Origin of the sequence: Thermoleptolyngbya oregonensis NK1-22 (assembly GCF_032705245.1) — a bacterium.
Classification (GTDB): Bacteria; Cyanobacteriota; Cyanobacteriia; order Elainellales; family Elainellaceae; genus Thermoleptolyngbya; species Thermoleptolyngbya sichuanensis.
On record NZ_CP053540.1, the window covers coordinates 4,008,991 to 4,027,586 of the forward strand.

Sequence of the window (18,596 nt, forward strand, 5' to 3'; positions counted from 1 at the left end):
CTTAAAAATCACAGCGCCAAGGGAGGCGGGCTAAGCAAAGCGTGTCAAAAGAGTGTCGAGAGAAAGGGCAAAAGGCGAACGGTCAGCGAGTTTCAGGCAAGTTGCAAGCGAGTTGCAAGCGAGTTTCAATTGTTCCTGTCGTTGCCGTCCGGAGTCCTTTTGCCCTGCGTTGCGTCGGCTGAACGCCTTACGAAAGCGAGTCTCTTGCGAATGCCACCTATGCCTAGACGCGATCGTGGAAGGTGCGGCTGATCACGTCTAGCTGCTGCGCCTTGGTGAGCTTGATGAAGTTGACCGCGTAGCCCGACACTCGAATCGTAAGTTGTGGATATTGTTCAGGATGCGCCATCGCGTCGAGCAAGGTTTCTCGATTGAGTACGTTGACGTTGACGTGATGCCCCTGATCGTGGAAATAGCCGTCTAGTAAGCTCACCAGATTTTGGATGCGATCGCCCGTCTGTTTCCCCAGCGCGTCGGGCACGATGGAAAAGGTGTAGGAAATGCCGTCTTTGGCATGGGCGTAGGGCAGCTTGGCGACAGAGGCGAGGGAGGCGATCGCCCCCTTGGTGTCGCGGCCGTGCATGGGGTTTGCACCGGGGGCAAAGGGCACGCCGGCCTTTCGCCCGTCAGGGGTGCTGCCCGTCTTCTTGCCGTAGACCACATTGGAGGTAATCGTCAGCACTGACTGGGTGGGCACGGCATCGCGGTAGGTTTTGTGCTGCCGCAGCTTGTTCATAAAGGTCGTCACCAGGTTCGCGGCGATCGCATCCACCCGGTCGTCATTATTCCCAAACTTGGGATAGTCACCTTCCACGGCGTAATCTACGGCCAGTCCGGCTTCATTCCGCAACACCTTCACCCTGGCATAGCGAATCGCAGACAGCGAATCCGCCACCACCGAAAGTCCTGCAATGCCGCAGGCCATCGTGCGATAAACGTCCCGATCATGCAGCGCCATTTCTAGCCGCTCGTAGCAGTACTTGTCGTGCATGTAGTGAATGACATTCAGCGTGTTGATGTATAGCTCTGCCAGCCAAGTGAGCAGTCTGTCGAATTTTTCCATCACCTCGTCGGAGTCTAGATAATCCGACAGGATGGGGCGGAACGGGGGCGCTACTTGTTCGCCTGTGTTTTCATCGCGGCCGCCGTTGATGGCATAGAGCAGAGCCTTGGCCAGATTGACCCGTGCGCCAAAAAACTGCATTTGCTTGCCCACGCGCATCGCAGACACACAGCAGGCGATCGCATAATCATCGCCAAACTCAGGCCGCATCAGGTCGTCGTTTTCATACTGAATTGAACTGGTTTCGATAGAAATCCTGGCGCAATACTGCTTGAACGCATCCGGCAGCCGTTCAGACCACAGCACCGTCAGGTTGGGTTCGGGAGCCGGGCCCAGATTGTTCAGCGTGTGCAGCATTCGGAAACTGGTTTTTGTCACCAGGGGTCGCCCGTCTTCTCCCATGCCGCCAATGGATTCCGTCACCCAGGTCGGGTCGCCCGAAAATAGCTCGTTATACTCCGGCGTTCGCAGGAACCGCACCATCCGCAGCTTCATGACAAACTGGTCAATGAGTTCCTGAATGTCGATTTCCGTAGCCGTGCCGTTTCGCAAATCCCGCTCGCAGTAGATATCTAAGAACGTAGACACCCGCCCCAGCGACATTGCCGCGCCGTTTTGCTCTTTCACGGCAGCCAGATAGCCAAAATAAAGCCACTGCACGGCTTCTTGGGCATTCGCAGCCGGGGCGCTGAGGTCACAGCCGTAGCTGGCGGCCATTTGCTTCAGTTCCTCCAGCGCCCGGATCTGCTCCGACAGTTCCTCCCGCAGCCGAATGGTAGGTTCGTCGCTGAGGGCTGCGAGCGACTGCTTCTGGTCTTTTTTGTCTTCAATCAGGCGATCGCACCCATACAGCGCCACTCGCCGATAGTCGCCGATAATCCGCCCCCGCCCATAGGCATCAGGCAGCCCGGTGATAATCCCCGACCGCCGCGCCATCCGCATTTCCTGGGTGTAGGCATCAAACACGCCGTCGTTGTGCGTTTTGCGATACTTCGTGAAAATTGCCTCCGTTTCGGGGTCGAGCGTATAGCCGTAGGCATTTAGCGCTGTTTTCACAACTCGGATGCCGCCAAAGGGCATCATCGCTCGCTTCAGCGGCTGGTCGGTTTGCAGCCCCACAATCCGCTCCAGTTCGCGGTTAATGTAGCCCGGCGGGTGGGAAGTGATGCTCGACACCACCCGCGTATCGGCATCCAAAATGCCCCGTTCTCGCTCGGCTTGCATGAATTGGGTCACTTGCTGCCACAGGGTGCGCGTGGTGGCGGTGGGACGTGCTAAAAACGCCTCATTCCCGGTGTAGGGCGTGTAATTTTTCTGGATAAAGTCGCGCACGTCAATCCGTTCTACCCAGACTCCGGGCACAAACCCGTCCCAGGGCGATCGCGCTTGACTGGCATCCGGTTCTAAAACAAGCGTTGGCATAGTGCCTCCTTGAACGTAAGACCTGAAGGTAAGACTTGAAGGTAAGACTTGAAGGTAAGACCTGAAATTAGAAAAAGCGGCGGGTTCGCAGGGCCAGCCAGATTCCGGGCCGGCCCCGCGCCGGGGGCTATGAGTCGTCCGCCGCTACAGAGGGAATTGAGGGCGGAATCGAGGGCATCTCCGCCATCACCGAGGCAGACAGATCGCCTACGTTCGCAGGTTCATGCTCGCTGGGGTTTGGCGCAAGCTGCTGACTGGCGCGGGCAATTTCTGCGCGATAGCACAGCGGCACGTCGTCTGGATCGGCCTGGGGCCCCTCGTAGGCCAACACAAATAGCTCCTTCAGGTCTTGGATCAGCGGGTAGCGAGGATTTGCCCCCGTGCATTGGTCGTCGAAGGCACGGTTGGCCAGGTTATCAAGCTGGGCATAGAACGAAGCGCGATCGCCCCCTGGATAGGAGGCCTGACCCATCTGACTGAGCGCTTCCGCCAGAGTTGCCGGAATCTCGACATTGCGCTTCAGTTCTTCCACCGCGATGATCAGCCGTTCCACCTTTTCATCGGCTGTGTTGCCCCCCAGGTGCAGATGGTCGGCAATCTGGGCGTAGCGGGCCTTGGCGTTGGGGTATTTGTATTGCGGGAAGATCGCCTGCTTAAAGGGCTGATCCGTAGCGTTGTAGCGAATCACATGGGAAATTAGCAGCGCATTGGCCAACCCGTGCGGAACGTGGAACACCGCGCCAAGCTGGTGCGCCATCGAGTGGCAGATGCCCAAAAACGCATTGGCAAAGGCCATGCCCGCAATCGTGGCGGCATAGTGAACCCGTTCGCGGGCTTCGGGATCGCGGCCCCCGTTGCGATAGGAGCGCGGCAGATATTGGAACAGGAGGGCGATCGCCTCTAGCGCCAGCCCGTTGGTAAAGTCCGTCGCAAACACCGACACATAGGCTTCAACTGCATGGGTCAGCGCGTCAATCCCGCTCCAGGCCGTTAGCTTGGGCGGCATCGTCAGCACCAGATCCGGGTCTACAATCGCCATGCTAGGAGTCAGGGCATAATCTGCTAGGGGATATTTAATGCCCTCCCGGTCATCCGTAACCACAGCAAAAGGCGTGACCTCAGACCCCGTTCCTGAGGTAGTCGGAATCGCCACCAGCAGGGCTTTTTGACCCAGCGGCGGCAGTTCATACACCCGCTTGCGAATGTCCATAAACCGCATAGCCACGCCCGCAAATTCCACCTCCGGCTGCTCATACATCAGCCACATGATCTTGGCCGCATCCATCGGCGAGCCGCCGCCCAGCGCAATAATCACGTCCGGCTGAAACCGCCGCAACTGCTCCAGTCCACGATTCACATTCGATAGCGTCGGATCAGGTTCGACATCGTGAAACACGTCGTAGCGAATTTCCAAATTCTCCAGAACCCGCGTGACAGGGTTGACCATGCCCAGGTCAAAGAGCGGCTTATCGGTCACAATAAATGCCCGCTGCCTGCCCGCCAAGTCGCCCAGCGCCATCGGCAAGCAGCCGCTCTTGAAGTAGACCTTCGGCGGCACGCGGAACCAGAGCATATTTTCGCGCCGCTGCGACACGGTTTTGATATTTAGCAGGTGATGCACAGTGACATTGCCAGAGACCGAGTTGCCGCCCCAAGTGCCGCAGCCCAGCGTCAGCGACGGGTCAAGCCTGAAGTTATACAAGTCGCCAATTGCCCCTTGGGAGGCCGGCGTGTTGATCAGCACGCGCCCTGTCTGCATTCGGGTTTCAAAAAGCTGAATTTCGGAACGCTGGGCGGTGTCGATGTAGAGCGCGGCGGTGTGCCCCTTGCCGCCAAAGTTAATTAGCTCCTCGGCGCGGGCGATCGCCCCTTCAAAGTTTGCTGCCCGATAAAACGCCAGAATCGGCGACAGTTTTTCCCAGGCAAACGGCTCATCCAGAGCCACTCGGTCGGTTTCAGCCATCAGCACCTTGGTTTGTGGCGGCACTGAGATTCCCGCCAGCTTCGCCAGCGTTTGCACCGACTGGCCCACAATCGCCGCATTGAGCCGCCCATTCTGCACAATCTGTTCGCCCAGTTTCGCCTTCTCCTCTGGATTCAGGAAATAAGCGCCCCGTGTCGTAAACTCTTGCTTCACTGCGTCGTAGATTGGCTCAACCACAATCACCGACTGCTCCGACGCGCAAATCATGCCGTTATCAAACGTTTTACTGAGTAAGATAGAACTCACTGCCGTTTGAATATCCGCGCTTTCGGCAATCACGGCGGGCGTGTTTCCTGCACCCACCCCCAGCGACGGATGCCCGGATGAGTAAGCAGCCTGCACCATCCCCGGCCCGCCCGTCGCCAAAATCAGCTTGATATCTGGGTGCTGCATCAAGGCCTGCGATAGCTCCACTGACGGCTCATCAATCCAGCCAATGATGTGATCCGGCGCACCAGCCGCCACAGCCGCCTGAAGAATTAGTCGGGCTGCTTCCACTGTGCAGCGCTTGGCCCGGGGATGGGGTGAAAAAATAATGGCATTGCGCGTTTTCAGGGAAATGAGCGACTTGAAAATGGCGGTCGAAGTTGGGTTTGTTGTGGGAACGATGCCTGCCAGAATGCCCACAGGCTCGGCAATTTTTTGAATGCCAAAGGTGTCATCTTCTTCGATCAGCCCGCAGGTGCGCTCATGCTTGTACTTGTTGTAGATAATTTCCGAGGCAAAGTGGTTTTTGATCACCTTGTCCTCAACAATGCCCATTCCGGTTTCTGCAACGGCCAGCTTGGCCAGATCAATCCGGTGGGCGTTAGCCGCTTGGGCAGCTTGCTTAAAAATCCAGTCTACCTGGCTCTGGGTATAGGTTGCGTATTGAGCTTGGGCTGCCTTGACTTGTTCGATCAGCGTTTCCAATTCTTGAATCGTAGTAACCTGCATAGGGACTCCTTCAACTGGTGGGAGTAGGTGTGGATCTGAGTCGGCGGTGTAGCATCTACGATCTTCAAGCGTTAGCGCAGTGTGTTTCCAAATACGTTTCCAACTGCGTTTCCAAATACGTTTCCAACTGCGTTTTCAGGGGTACTTCAAACCGTGCTTCAAGCTGTGCTTCAGAAAAACCAGCAGGAGGATCTTTGGGCTTCACCAAACCTTCTCTCTAGTTTCCTCACAAGCCGAACAGTGCCATCATCAATCCCTACAAAATTCCTGCAACGTGAGGGTCAAGGCAAGCTCAGGGTCAGGCTCGATACGCATCCGTTTTTGAGGCTCTTTGAAGCTCTTTATTGCTCTTTCTGAGCCTGACTCTCCTGCCTATGAGCGCGTCACGACTTCTTTTTCCTCAGCTTTCTCAATCAAAACTGGCTCTGCGACGGTGTTTGACGGCAATTCCTGAAGGGGTTCATAGCCGAGTCTGCCCGTATGGTCTGCTTGCTGACAGGCCACCATCGTTTTTACGTGTTCTCGCTCATCATCGCGAATGGCAACAAATACGTCATACAGATTGTTAATTGCTGGACGACGCTCCTGCGGACGATGGGCCGTTTGAAACGCATCAAATAGATACAGATCGCCCGTTTGGTAATATTCAAGGGCTACTTGAGGAGCAGGCTGAGCCTTTAGGGTTTCGCCTTCCTGCACCAAGAACAGGTCGTAGGTATGATAGGCATGTTCCTCTACTAGCTCCATAAAGTGATACGCCGACTTGGGTGAGATAATATACAGCGCCACGATAATCCAGTAGTAGAGCAAGGCAACGCTGCGGGCTAGAAGGCGATCGCCCCAGTGTTGGCTACCCCCCAGCGCTTCCATAATCAGCAGATGGTGTAGCTCGTTCCAAGACTCGGCAAAGTGTACCTTGAGCCACTCCACACGCCGCCACAATCCCAGCGTCTCGTACAAATGCAAAACCGACAGATAAGAAAAGTAAGGAACGCGAGCCACCGTTTCCAGTACGTAAAACCTAGGAATTGGGCGATCGTGATAAATCTGGTTGATCACAAACACCAGCACGCCAACGAGTAACTTAACCATTCAGCCAATTCTCCATGAAGTGAGTGTGCAACGGGCAGCTTGAAGCGGGATGGAATGTACCGATGCACAAGTGCCCAGATGACAGCAGGACTAAGGCAGCGGTTTGTCGAGTACTTGCCTTTGCCCCCATGATGAAAGACGTGCCTCAGGAGGACAAGACAGTTTCCAGAATGCACACCCAGTTACCCAAAGGAAAAGAATCAGATGGGTGCTGGATTTGGGCGGAACTGGAAGAAAACGTTAAACCTGACGAATTCGTATCCCTTGCACTAATAGCCTGGTATCGGGTCGAAGAAGCTATTGGATGGATCACTTGCTAATCCTGAGATAGATCAATTGCACCCCCAAAGTTCAGGAGATAGTCCGTTGGATTCTCGCTCTTATTCTTCCTCTGATTTCAAATGCCCGATTCAGTTTACGCTCGACTTGATTGGCAGCAAGTGGGCCATTTTGATTTTGCGCGAGCTGTTTGCCAGTGCGCCAAATCAGAACGGTCGCCCTGCCCGCCGAACCCACGAATTTCTCGATGCACTGCCAGGGCTAAGCACCAAAACACTGATGGCGCGGCTGCGGGAGCTAGAAGAACACGGACTCATTGAGCGGACGGTCTATGCAGAGATTCCGCCCCGTGTGGAGTATCGATTGACGGACAAGGGCCGAGAAATTCAGCCCGTGATGGCGGCGCTGCATCAGGTGGGGATGCGCTGGCTTCAGCAAGGGGTCTGTGAGTGTCCGCTGGATATGCCTCATCAGGAAGCGCCGCAACCCGACGCTTTGCCCAACGCTTTGCCTAACGCTTTGCCCGACGCTTTAACGGCGATCGCCCCCAACACCCAGCCCCATCTCGCCGCCTGTAGCAGCAGCAGAGTAGAATCACAGGTGTAATCGCTGATTGCAATGGCGGCTGCAATCCCTGGTTGCAATCCCTGGTTGCGATGCTGGTTGTAGTGGTGGTCGTAATGGCGGTTGCAATTCTTGGTTGTAATGGCGGTTGCAATTCCTGGTTGCAATGGTGAGTGCAATGGTGGTTGCAACCGTCGCAATACTTGCGAGTCTGTTCTTGAGATGGGGCTGTTTGAAGCAATGGATTTAACGGCTGCTTTGCCTGCATTTGTGGTGACGTTGCGCGAGGGCGTGGAGGCGGCGCTGGTGGTGGGCATCGTGCTGGCCTGCCTCAGCAAGGCGGGCCAGTCCCGGCTGAACCCGTGGGTCTACGGCGGCATTGGCGCAGGGCTGGCGGGCAGCGTGCTGGTGGGTGTGCTGCTGGGCGGCGTGCTGACGGCGCTGAACCAGTCTCAGCAGCGCTATGCCCCTGTGCTGCGGCAGGCGATGGAGGCGGGATTTGGGCTGGTGGCGATCGCCCTCCTGAGTTGGATGCTGGTGTGGATGACACGGCAGGCCCGCAGCCTCAAGGCAGAGGTGGAAGGTGCGGTCACGTCGGCTTTGCAGCAAGACGGCGCAGGCTGGGGCGTGTTTGGGCTGATCACCATTGCCGTGCTGCGGGAAGGATTTGAGACGGTGCTGTTTCTGGCGGCGCAGTTTCAGGACGGACTGGCTCCGGCGCTGGGCGCGATAGCGGGCTTGGTGGGCGCAGTGGCCATTGGGGTGCTGCTGTTTCAACTGGGCGTGAAAATCAACCTGAGGCGCTTCTTTCAGGTGATGGGGGTGCTGCTGCTGCTGATCGTGTCGGGGCTGGTGATCTCCATGCTGCGCCATGTAGACCTGGCGATCGCCGCCTGGGTGCAGCTTCATCCCGCCTGGGCGAATCTCTGCTTTAGCGCCGGGCCAGACTGCGTGCTGGGGCCGCAGGTATGGGATGCCCGCGCCGTGCTGCCCGACAAAAAATTTCCCGGCGTGCTGCTAAAGGCGCTGCTGGGCTACCGCGATCAGCTGTATCTGGCACAGGCGATCGCCTACCTGGCGTTTTTGGGAACCGTCGGCTGGCTCTATTTCCAGAGCCTTAGCCCTCAGAGCGCTCGCCCTACAGCAAAAAGCGTAAAAACAAACTCGCCAAGCCCCCAAGGGCACTAACCACATTGCCAACCCCGTTGCTGCGCCGCTGGGCCCGCCGTTCCCGCTCCTCGGCTGCCAGCACTTGCTCAATCCCAGTGACAAACCGCTCCGAAAGCTGCTGCCCTGGAATGTTTCCCTGAGCCAAAAACATTTGCTGGGCCTGCCGTCCGTCTTCCATTGCCCCTGCTTCATCGCCCAACTGAAGCCGCGCAATGCCCCGCGCCAGCATCGCGTTTGAAAAATCAGGCTGGCGACTAAGGCTCTGATTGAAATACTGAATCGCATCGGGGAAGTTGCCGCGCTGCGCCTCTGCCAACCCCCAGAGATACAACTGCTCCACCGACACCAGGTTTTCGGGCAGCCCAATCGCCCGCCACAGGTTTGCCCCGTCCAGCAGCGCCCCGGTCAGATTTGCGCCATAGAGATAGGCTTCGCGCAAGTCTGCCCCGCGCAAATCAGCCCCGCGCAGGTCGGCTCCACCCAGATTGGCATAGGACAAGACCGCGCCTTGCAGGTTTGCCCCTTGCAGATTTGCCCCTTGCAGGTTTGCCCGGTTCAGGTTCGCCAGACTCAGGTCAGAACGGCTGACATCTACCCCCGACAGATTGGTGAACACCAGCCCCGCCCGGTGCAAATCACACTGCTGGCACTGGCGATTTGCAAGCAATCGCTGCACATGCTCAAGATTTTCGGCGCGGGCAGGCAGGGCCACACCCAGCGCAGCCAACAGTCCTAGCGAAACGAGTTTGGAGTTCATAGCGTTGTTCAAAACCGGGTGGAGGAGTTCCGCGATATCGCTGCAATACGATGTGAGCAATACGGTGTGAGCAGTACGGTGTGAGCCGACAGTGGGAGCTAGCCCTGAGAATCAACCGCTGCAACACATGCTGCAACACACACTGCAACATTACACTGCAACATCACATTGCCCAAAAGTGTACTGAGAAATCGCAAAAACGGCGCATTAATTTTAATTTTGGCGCTGCGCGAGGGTCATTACGCTGTGATATAGTACATCTGTTCTTTTTTTGGAGGCGATCACGATGGCAGTCAAACCGATTCCTGATGGATATCCAGCGGTGACCCCGTATCTGATTGTGCATGATGCGGCAGGGGCGATCGCCTTCTATGAGCAGGCGTTTGGGGCTACGGAGCTAATGCGCCTGGCTGACCCATCGGGCAAGCTGGCCCACGCCGAAATCAAAATCGGCAACTCGCCCATCATGCTGTCCGACGAGTTTCCAGAGATGGATTATCGCAGCGCCCAAGCCATTGGCGGAACACCCGTCAGCCTGATGGTTTATGTCGAAGATGTGGATTCGCTGTTTAATCGGGCGATCGCCGCAGGGGCAACGGAAATTCGCCCAGTGGAAAATCAGTTCTATGGCGATCGCGCGGGTACGCTGGCCGATCCGTTCGGTCACGTCTGGACGCTTGCGACCCACGTCGAAGATGTGTCTATGGAAGAGGTGAATGCCCGGTTCAGCGCAATGGTTTAGGACTGGTCAGGGGAAGCTGAAGAGGCAACTGGTTGAAAAGCAACTGGTTGAAAAGCAACTGGTTGAGAAGCAACTGGAGGGGCGATCGCCCTAAACCCAGGCAACCGCCGAAGCGCTACTCGCTGGGCAACTCGCCAAACCGCGCCCGATACTGTGCGAGGAGTGCTTCGGCCTGTTCCGCCCGCAGCCGTTCTTCTTCCGCCCGCTGCCGCTCGATGGCGGTCGCTTCTTCGGGAATTGGTACAAGCTGCCCGTCTGGGGTAAAAAACCGCAGCTTGCGATCCTGAATTCCCAGGAATAGCTGAAGCTGTTCGCTCCACAGCCAGCCCCGCGAGTCGGGTTCGAGGGGCTGGTAGCGTCCGTCTACCAGGTGAAACCCGCAAAACTCCAGCGTATGGGGGTCAAACCAGAAGTAGTCGGGCGTGCGGAAGGTGTCTTGATAGAGCTGTTTTTTCAGCCCGCGATCGACATGAGCCGTCGAATCCGACAGTAGCTCAATGATGACGTTGGGATATTTGCCGCCCTCTTCCCACACGACCCAGCTTTTGCGGGGCTTGGGGTCGGCCCCCAACACCACAAAAAAGTCTGGCCCGCGAAAGTCCTCTGATTTGCGCTCGCGCAGGCTGTAGTAGATGGTGAGATTGCCAAAGGCGTAGAAATCTCGATGGGTGCTGGGGTCTGGCCCGCGCCACAGCCATTCAAGCGACTGAATCAGCAACAAAATTTGGCGGAGATGCAGTTCAGATTCCAAGGGAGGCTCGTCGCTGTAGAGGTCGCCGGGTGGAAAGGGAACCTTGTCCAGGTCAAGGCCAGAGTCTATGCCCGCAGCCCAAGCAGGCTCTGGGCTGGGCGAGTTGCTGGATGCGGTGCGGGGGGCTGTCGCTGGTTGCAGACCCTGATCGTCCAAGTCTTTCGCAATGGACATGGCAAGACGGGGTTGAGGGGTTGAGAGGGGTTGAGAGATGAGCCTAGTTTAGCGAATGGGGTATAGACCTCTCACGCTGCTTGACCCGGCCTGGTTTCAGCCCGGTTTCAGCCCGGTTTCAGCCCGGTTTCAGCCCGGTTTCAGCCCGACTGCCAGGCCTTGTAATGGATGCCCGCGTCCTTCATGCGGCGCAGTGCCTCACCCAGGCGATCGCAGTCGGCAATCAGGCTAATTCGCACGTACCCTTCGCCGCCCTCCCCAAAGGCGTTGCCCGGTGTCACCACTACGCCCGTTTCGCCTAGCAAATGCAGCGCAAAGTCGGTGGAACCAATTCCCGGCGGGCACGGAACCCAGAGGTACATCGTCGCCAGGGTTTTGGGCACGTTCCAGCCCAGTTCGCCCAGCCCGCGAATCAGAAAGTCGCGGCGGGTGCGGTAGCGTTCCTGCACCTCATGCAGATACACATCCGGCAGTTGCAGCGCCGTTTCTGCTGCCGTTTGCAGGACGCTAAAGAGGCCGTAGTCCAGATTGGTCTTTAGCGTGCGGAGGCCCTGGATAATGTGGCGATTGCCCACCACAAAGCCAACGCGCCAGCCCGCCATGTTGTAGGTTTTGGACATCGTGTGGAACTCTACGCCGATCTCCTTTGCGCCAGGAATTTCCAGCAGGCTGGTGGGCTGGTAGCCATCGAACGCTAGCTCGGCGTAGGCCTGATCGTGAACCAGCAGGATTTGGTGCTGGCGGGCAAAGGCAACTACATCTTCAAAGAACTCCCTGGGCGCGGTGGCCGCGGTGGGGTTGCTGGGGTAGTTGAAGTAGAGAATCTTGGCGCGGCGGGCCACCTCTTCGGGAATTGCCGCCAGGTCAATCAGCCAGTTGTTTTCAGGCTTCAGGAGCAGTGGGTAAATGTCCCCTCCGGCGATCGCCGGCCCGCGAAAGTGCGCCGGATAGGCCGGACTGGGCACCAGCACCACATCGCCCGGATTCACATAGGCAAAGGACAGATGCGTCAGCCCCTCCTTCGACCCCAGCAGCGGCAGCGCCTCGCCATCCGGGTCAAGCTGTACGCCATAGCGACGGGCATACCAGTCGGTAATCGCCTTACGAAAATTGGCAGTCCCCTCAAAGGGGGGATAGCCGTGGTTGGCAGGATTTTGCAGCGCCTTCATTGCCGCCTCAACGACAGGCTGGGGCGTTGGGCCATCGGGGTTGCCCATGCCCAGGTCAATCAGGTCTAGGCCTTGCTCTCTTGCCCGCGCCTTCAGCTCATCCAGCCGCGCAAACACATAGGGCGGCAGCGCACTCAGCCGATCCGCCGGGCTAATCCAGTCCAGTTTCATTCCGACACCTCCGAAGACACGGAGTGGAGGAGGAAAGAAGAGGGATGGGAAGGCTGAGCCGGAGCGTGATCAGCGTCGTCCAGGTTTCGCGCTGCGGCCGCCTCTTGGGCCCAGCTATCGGTAATGGGCGCTGTGGTGGACACCATCGCCGCCATCAGGTGCGCTGGGGTAACGGCAAAGGGCAGACGGTGAATATCGGAATGGTCTGCACAGGCGACTTCGGCTGCGTGCTGCAACTGAGCGATTGTGATATCACCGAGGCCCAGATCGCCCAGCGTCCTGGGCAGGCCGATGTCGTCATAAAACTGGAGAAGCTGCTGGCGGGCGCTGCTGGCAAGGCGGTTGCCCTGCACCATTTCCTCTAGCCGCAGTTGCACCAGAATGCCGTAGGCGACCTTTTCACCGTGCAGCGTGCCGTGGCTCTGAGGTAAATGGGTCAACCCGTTGTGAACCGCGTGGGCCGCCACCGTGCGACACTGGGCCCCGCCGATGCCGCCGATTACGCCTGCCAGCAGCACCGTTGCGTCTACCACGTCCTGCCAAGTGTCGCTACCGGGCGATCGCAGCGCTTCGGCCGACTTTTGGAACAGGATGTCGCGCAGCACCCGCGCCTGCTGCACGGCGGCAATGAGAAACGTGCGCTCCGAATGACCGCTGCTGACCGAGGCTTCGTACCACTTGGCGATCGCATCTCCAATGCCCGCAACCAGCGTGCGCGGGGCCGCCGTCTGCACCAGGTCATAATCCAAAATCAGCAAATCAGGGCAGCGGGGCAGCGCTACGTCGTAGAGAAATGCCCCCGCCTCGGAATACACATTAGACAGCGCCGTCCAAGCCGCACAGGTGGCACCGGAGGTGGGAATTGTGACGATTGGCAGGCTGGTTTGGTGTGCCACCAGCTTGGCCGCATCCAGCGCCTTGCCGCCGCCCACGCCGATGACGAAATCTGCACCGTGCTGGGCGATCGCCTCCCGTAGCTTGGCCAGTGAAGCCTCGCTGCAATCTGCCCCGTAGCTTGCCTCTGTTGCGCTCAGCGAATGCTTTTTGAACACGGGCTGGAGCCGTGGCCGCACCCCCTTCAGCGTGCGATCGCCCCCAATCACCACGGGCCGCCGCCCCAACTGCGCGATCGCCTCTGCCGCCTGGGCGATCGCCCCCTGCCCGCGCATGACCTGTGCCGGGGCAATCATGGAGGTTATCAGCGTCGGAGGCGAGGAGGGTTTGGCCATAGGTTCGGTAACCGGTGTTGCGGTGCAGCGTGTTTGAGGGACTGGGGATTCGCCGGAGGGTGCAAGCAGCGCTTGATGAGCCTAGTCGCTCTATCACCCCTTAGAAATCCCTTAGAAATCAAAGATCAAAAATCAAAGATTAAAAAATCGAGATTTCCATCTTATCGTCGTTGCGATCGAACAGGGAGCGCTTGACCTGGCCCAGATATACCAACTGGGTCAGCCCTTCCTGGGGATGGGTGACGGTGCGGGCGCGGATGGTCATCTGGTTTTCGCCGCTGCGGCCCAGGCGGCCGGGTGAAAAGAGGTCGTTGGCGGCCTGCTGGAGCGTGGCGATGAGTTGCTCTCTGGTGAGATCGGGGGGAACCGCAATCACGACCTGAGTGGAGCCAGAGTCATAGACCGTCGAAAAGCGCACCGCACCCGGAATTTCCACGCGGGTAATCGGCATCAGGCTGAGCGCAAATAGCCCCACCGTCAGCACGGCCATAAACCCGGTGATGCCCACAAACCGGAAGCGGATGCCCCACTGGAACAGGAAGCCGAGGGCGGCGATCGCCCCCGCCACCAGGGTAATGATTCCCGCCCACTGGGTCGCCGTCAAAAATTCAGCAGGTGTTGGCATAGCTCAAAAGATTGCAAGATGAGGAGAATGCAGGACAAACCGTAACGGAGTCCCTGCCTTCTGCAATATTCACCTTATCAGAACGGAACGAAGATGAGGCGATGATGATGCCTCACTGCCCTGTCAACTTGCTTAGGGCATTCTGCGCCTGAATCGTCAGCAGTTCTGCCTCTTTGTAAACCGTGGTGCCACTGGGAATCGCCTTCAGTTCGGTGAGGATGCGGTTAAGCTGGCTAATTTGATAATTGGCATCGGTGCTGCCTGCGAGCTGCTGAAACTGCTGAATCTCCTGATTTACCCGCGTCAGACGGCGCACAGCCTCGGCTTCGGCATCCCGGCGCACGCGAATTTCGCCCAGGTTGGCCTGATATTGGGCCAGCAGTTTTTCGGCCTCGGCTTTGCCTTGCAGATCATTGCTGGGAACTTGCCGCAGGCGGGCGATCGCCTCATTCCACAGATCCATCACCCGATCCCACTCTGCTACGGTATGGGGCGGGTTTTGGGCCGCTTTGGCCGCTTGCCAGGCAAACTGGCGGGCATTTTCAATTTGCGCGTTGACCTTGGCGCTTTCGGCAGCCAGCCCAACGGTGCTGCGAAGCTCGGCGACGGCGGCGGCGTGGCGGGTGCGGGCGGTGCGGCCGGCGAGGGTCTGGCTGGGAATCAGTTCCAAGTCTTGCAGACCCGCTTGCCAAGCGGCGATCGCCCCTGCTTGGTCCGTCGGGTTGGCGGCCTGCTGATAGGTCTGCTTGGCCTGGGCGATCGCCTGCTCTGCCGTCACTAGCGCCGTTTGAGCGCTCTGCTCCTGAGCGGCCTTAGCTTGCAGGCGGGCCACTTCCATGCGGGCATTGTTAAAGCCTGCGGTAGTGAAGCTCCAGCGATATAGTCCGCTCCAGCCGTCGTACCAATAGTCGCGCAGCCACACGGGTAGCTCGTCTAGCCGCTTCTGCGCTTCGATGGCCTTGCGCTGACCCGCATCAATATCTTCGGGGCGGGTGGGGTTGTCAATCAGTTGTTTGGCTTGCTGCGTCAGGGCGATCGCCGCCTTGTAGTTGTTGTCCATGCTGACATAGCTGGGCAACAGCAGCACGGGCGCTTTTTCGGCAACCGGGCGGCGAATCGGCGCGTAGGGCAGGTTGATGGCCCAAAGAACGCCCACCGGAATGCCAACAAGCAGCCCCAGTCCCAGCAGCTTGCCCAAAAAACTTCCACTCCGGCGCGGCGGGGGCGCACTCACAGGACGCGCCTGGATTGCCTGCCGCCGCTCATGCTCTAGCTCTCGTTCAAGTTCGGTGAGCGATTTGGGCTTTGCGGGCAGCGGGGCGGGCGGCGAAGACGGCGGGCTGGCAGGGCGAAAAACTCGGTTAAACAGTCCCATGATGCAGCGATGGAAAAGGAGAAAAGACAGGTAGCGGGAAACACCGCAGGATCTCCATCCTAGCGTTCCCAATCGAGCCGCTGCTTTCGCCAAACTCGCCCGCCAAACTTGCCCGCCAAACTTGCCCGCCAAACTTGCCTGCCAAACTTGCTCGGACTCAGTGCCCGCTAGACCACTTCCAGCGCAAAGAAAGTTTCACGAATTTTCCTGCCAATGTCGTTCAACGCGGTTTCCAGGTCATCGAGAAACTCGTGCAGCCCGCGCTGGGTGATCTCTTCAACGGTAATGTAGTCCAGTTCGGAGCGCAGTTTTCCCAGGGCCCGTTCTGCTGGGTTGCGCCATACGCCGCGAGAACTGCCCGTAATCTGGTGGAGCGATCGCTCGGCTTCTAGCAGGCAAAACTGGATCGACCGGGGAAACTCCCGATCCAGCACCAAAAAGTTCACCACATCCTGCGGCGTGATGCGGTGCTGCCGCTTGCGATACATCTCATAGCCGCTGGCCGATTTCAGCAGCGCGATCCACTGCAACTCGTCCAGCGGCGTGCCCACGTCTTTGACTGAGGGCAGCAGGATGAAATACTTCACGTCCAAAATCCGCGCGGTCTTGTCTGCCCGCTCGATCATCCGCCCAATCCGCCCAAAGTGCCAGCCCTCGTTGTGCGACATAGTAGCGTTCATCACGCCTGCAAACAGGTGACTCGACATCTTTACCTGCGAGAAAAAGTCCGACAAGTCCAAGTCATCAGGGCGCTGGCAGGCATCTTTCACCATGAGATAAAAATCGTTGACCTGCTCCCACATTTCCGAGGAAATGCTCTCCCGCACCGATCGCGCGTTTTCTCGGGCCATTTGCAGGCAAGACAGGATGGAGTTGGGGTATTTGGCATCAAAGGTGAGGAAGCGAATCACGTTGTCTGCCGTCGCTGCGCCATAGTTCTCTTTGAACAGCGTCAGGTCGCCCGTCGTCAGCACCAGCGGCTCCCACTGCTGGGCCACGCCCACGGGCGAATCCAGCAGCAGGTTCAGGTTCACGTCTACAAATCGGGCGACGTTTTCGGCCCGCTCGATATAGCGGTTGAGCCAGTAGATGGAATCGGCAACGCGGCTGAGCATTGTTTGATGGATTGATGGAAGGCTAGTTTATTGAAGGAAGATTAGAGGTTAAAGGGTTGGACTTGCTAACTATTGCCCACGACCCACGTATCCTTCGTGCCGCCGCCCTGGGACGAGTTGACGACGAGGGAGCCGCGCCGCAGGGCAACGCGGGTGAGTCCGCCAGGGTTCACATAAATCTCTTTACCGTAGAGGATATACGGCCGCAGATCGACGTGACACCCTTCGATGCGATCGCCCATCAGCGTCGGGGCGCGAGACAGCGTAAGCGTGGGCTGGGCAATATAGTTGCGCGGGGTGGCGCGGATGCGTTCGGCAAAGTCTTCGCGCTGCTCTGGCGTGGCGTGGGGGCCGATCAGCATTCCATAGCCGCCAGACTCGTTCGCCGCCTTCACCACCAGCTTGTCCAGGTTTGCTAACACATGGGCCTGATCTTGCGGCTCCCAGCAGAGATAGGTCGGCACGTTGGGAATGATTTGGTCTTCGCCCAGATAATATTTCACCATCTTGGGCACGTAGGCGTAGATTACCTTGTCGTCGGCTACGCCCGTACCCGGCGCATTGGCCAGCGCCACCCGCCCGCGCCGATAGACCTCCATAATGCCGGGAATCCCCAGCATCGAGTCGGGGCGAAACGTGGTGGGGTCGAGAAAATCATCGTCAATGCGGCGATAGACCACATCCACCCGCTGAAGCCCCTTGGTGGTCTTCATTTGCAGATAGCCATCCGCCACCACCAGGTCGCTGCCCTGCACCAGTTCCACGCCCATCTGCTGCGCCAAAAAGGAATGCTCGAAATAGGCAGAGTTATACATTCCCGGTGTCAGCACGACCACGGTGGGATCGTCCAAGTGGGGCGGAGCCAGGTTCAGCAGGGTTTCCAAAAGCTGGCCCGCGTAGTCGTCTACAGGCAAAATCGGCATCTGCCCAAACACTAGCGGAAACGTGGTTTTCATGACGCGGCGATTTTCCAGCACGTAGGACGCGCCAGAGGGACAGCGCAGGTTGTCTTCCAGCACGTACCACTGCCCGTCGCGATCGCGCACCAGATCCGTCCCCGTGATGTGGCACCAGATGCCGTTGGGCGGTTCCATGCCCAGACAAGGCTTGAGAAACCCTTTAGATGAGTAAATTAAGTCCTCCGGAATCAGTCCGTCTTTAACGATTTTTTGCTCGCCATAAATGTCGCTCAAGAAGCGGTTCAGCGCCTCAATCCGCTGCTTGAGTCCGCGCTCCAGCCAGGCCCAGTCATGTCCAGATACGATGCGCGGAATAATGTCGAAGGGCAACACCCGCTCGGTGCCCTGTTCATCGCTATAGACGTTGAAGGTCGCCCCCAGCCGCAGTAGGGCTTTTTGGGCAGACTGCTGACGCTGCATCAACTCCTCGATGCTCAAAGAGTTGATGCGCTCAACCAGCGGCACCGCTTCGGGGCGAGGCTGTCCTCGTTCGACAAACAGCTCGTCGTAGAAATCTCCGGGGTCGTAGTCGTCCAGTTTCACGGCAAATAGAAATTAATTTTTCTAGTAATTTTTCTGGCTCGTTTCTTTGATTCGTCAAAGGGTGCGGATGAATGATCCTAGGGCGTGCTTTAGAGCACTTTTGATCCCCCCTAGCCCCCCTTAAAAAGGGGGGAATCGAGCCGAACCACTCCGGAAGTCCCCCTTATTAAGGGGGATTTAGGGGGATCGACTCAGGGCAAGCAACGACCTAGAAAGTTTTAAGACACTGCCTAGAAAGGTTTAGAACACTGCCCAGCCTGTTGCTGTGTACTTACCACGCCCCCCACTATGGCAAACCGCGTCTTCCAAATCGGCCAAAACGGATACTGTAAAAACCTGCTTTCAGTGTTGAACTGGTTCGCAAGCATCCTCTAGCGCTTCAAGATCCCCCGCTCCTCGCTTGTTTTGGGCAGAGTCTTTGGGTTCGGCGTTTAGGATGTAGGGATAATACCAAACCTTTTTGAAATTCCCCTGGA

13 protein-coding genes and 1 pseudogene are annotated in these 18,596 nt (G+C 57.9%); 3 read left to right on the top strand and 11 right to left on the bottom strand.

The window, feature by feature from the left end:
* Positions 1-223 precede the first annotated feature (223 nt).
* From pflB to HNI00_RS16875, 3 genes are all read right to left on the bottom strand, one after another.
* Positions 224-2,485 carry a formate C-acetyltransferase gene (gene pflB, locus HNI00_RS16865; RefSeq protein WP_316787742.1) on the bottom strand — a complete coding sequence of 754 codons (2,262 nt, stop codon included), beginning with the start codon at positions 2,483-2,485 and terminating at the stop codon, positions 224-226.
* 127 nt (positions 2,486-2,612) lie between these two features.
* Complete coding sequence (gene adhE / locus HNI00_RS16870) at positions 2,613-5,405, bottom strand: bifunctional acetaldehyde-CoA/alcohol dehydrogenase (RefSeq protein ID WP_316787744.1); 2,793 nt, start codon at positions 5,403-5,405, stop codon at positions 2,613-2,615.
* Between the two features lie 372 nt (positions 5,406-5,777).
* Positions 5,778-6,497 carry an alternative oxidase gene (locus HNI00_RS16875; RefSeq protein WP_316787746.1) on the bottom strand — a complete coding sequence of 240 codons (720 nt, stop codon included), beginning with the start codon at positions 6,495-6,497 and terminating at the stop codon, positions 5,778-5,780.
* A gap of 366 nt (positions 6,498-6,863) precedes the next feature.
* On the opposite strand from HNI00_RS16875, the pseudogene HNI00_RS16880 reads away from it, so the two are divergent.
* Positions 6,864-7,238, top strand: a pseudogene (locus tag HNI00_RS16880) (winged helix-turn-helix transcriptional regulator); the annotation flags it as partial.
* 342 nt (positions 7,239-7,580) lie between these two features.
* Entirely contained in the window at positions 7,581-8,528 is a 948-nt protein-coding gene (locus HNI00_RS16885; protein ID WP_420156380.1) for an FTR1 family iron permease, read from the top strand.
* Here the strand turns inward: HNI00_RS16885 and HNI00_RS16890 are convergent.
* Entirely contained in the window at positions 8,479-9,267 is a 789-nt protein-coding gene (locus tag HNI00_RS16890; RefSeq protein ID WP_297078763.1) for a pentapeptide repeat-containing protein, read from the bottom strand. The genes HNI00_RS16885 and HNI00_RS16890 overlap by 50 nt on opposite strands.
* Before the next feature lie 286 nt (positions 9,268-9,553).
* Between HNI00_RS16890 and HNI00_RS16895 the strand changes: the two genes are divergently transcribed.
* Entirely contained in the window at positions 9,554-10,009 is a 456-nt protein-coding gene (locus HNI00_RS16895) for a VOC family protein (RefSeq protein ID WP_316787753.1), read from the top strand.
* Between the two features lie 115 nt (positions 10,010-10,124).
* On the opposite strand, the gene HNI00_RS16900 is transcribed toward HNI00_RS16895, so the two are convergent.
* The 7 genes from HNI00_RS16900 to HNI00_RS16930 form a co-directional block, all read right to left on the bottom strand.
* The gene (locus HNI00_RS16900; RefSeq protein WP_316787755.1) at positions 10,125-10,934 is read right to left on the bottom strand and encodes a Uma2 family endonuclease; all 810 of its coding nucleotides are present in this window, start codon (positions 10,932-10,934) and stop codon (positions 10,125-10,127) included.
* 140 nt (positions 10,935-11,074) lie between these two features.
* Entirely contained in the window at positions 11,075-12,274 is a 1,200-nt protein-coding gene (locus tag HNI00_RS16905) for an aspartate aminotransferase (protein ID WP_316787757.1), read from the bottom strand.
* The gene (locus HNI00_RS16910; protein WP_316787759.1) at positions 12,271-13,503 is read right to left on the bottom strand and encodes an iron-containing alcohol dehydrogenase family protein; all 1,233 of its coding nucleotides are present in this window, start codon (positions 13,501-13,503) and stop codon (positions 12,271-12,273) included. Before HNI00_RS16910 ends, HNI00_RS16905 begins: the two co-directional genes overlap by 4 nt.
* Positions 13,504-13,642: 139 nt before the next feature.
* Complete coding sequence (locus HNI00_RS16915; protein ID WP_316787761.1) at positions 13,643-14,128, bottom strand: Ycf51 family protein; 486 nt, start codon at positions 14,126-14,128, stop codon at positions 13,643-13,645.
* Between the two features lie 112 nt (positions 14,129-14,240).
* A complete protein-coding gene (locus HNI00_RS16920; RefSeq protein WP_316787763.1) occupies positions 14,241-15,503 on the bottom strand; it encodes a hypothetical protein in 1,263 nt (420 codons plus the stop codon).
* Between the two features lie 167 nt (positions 15,504-15,670).
* Positions 15,671-16,618 carry an alpha-E domain-containing protein gene (locus HNI00_RS16925; protein ID WP_172358042.1) on the bottom strand — a complete coding sequence of 316 codons (948 nt, stop codon included), beginning with the start codon at positions 16,616-16,618 and terminating at the stop codon, positions 15,671-15,673.
* Between the two features lie 65 nt (positions 16,619-16,683).
* Entirely contained in the window at positions 16,684-18,120 is a 1,437-nt protein-coding gene (locus HNI00_RS16930) for a circularly permuted type 2 ATP-grasp protein (RefSeq protein ID WP_316787764.1), read from the bottom strand.
* Between the last annotated feature and the right edge of the window lie 476 nt (positions 18,121-18,596).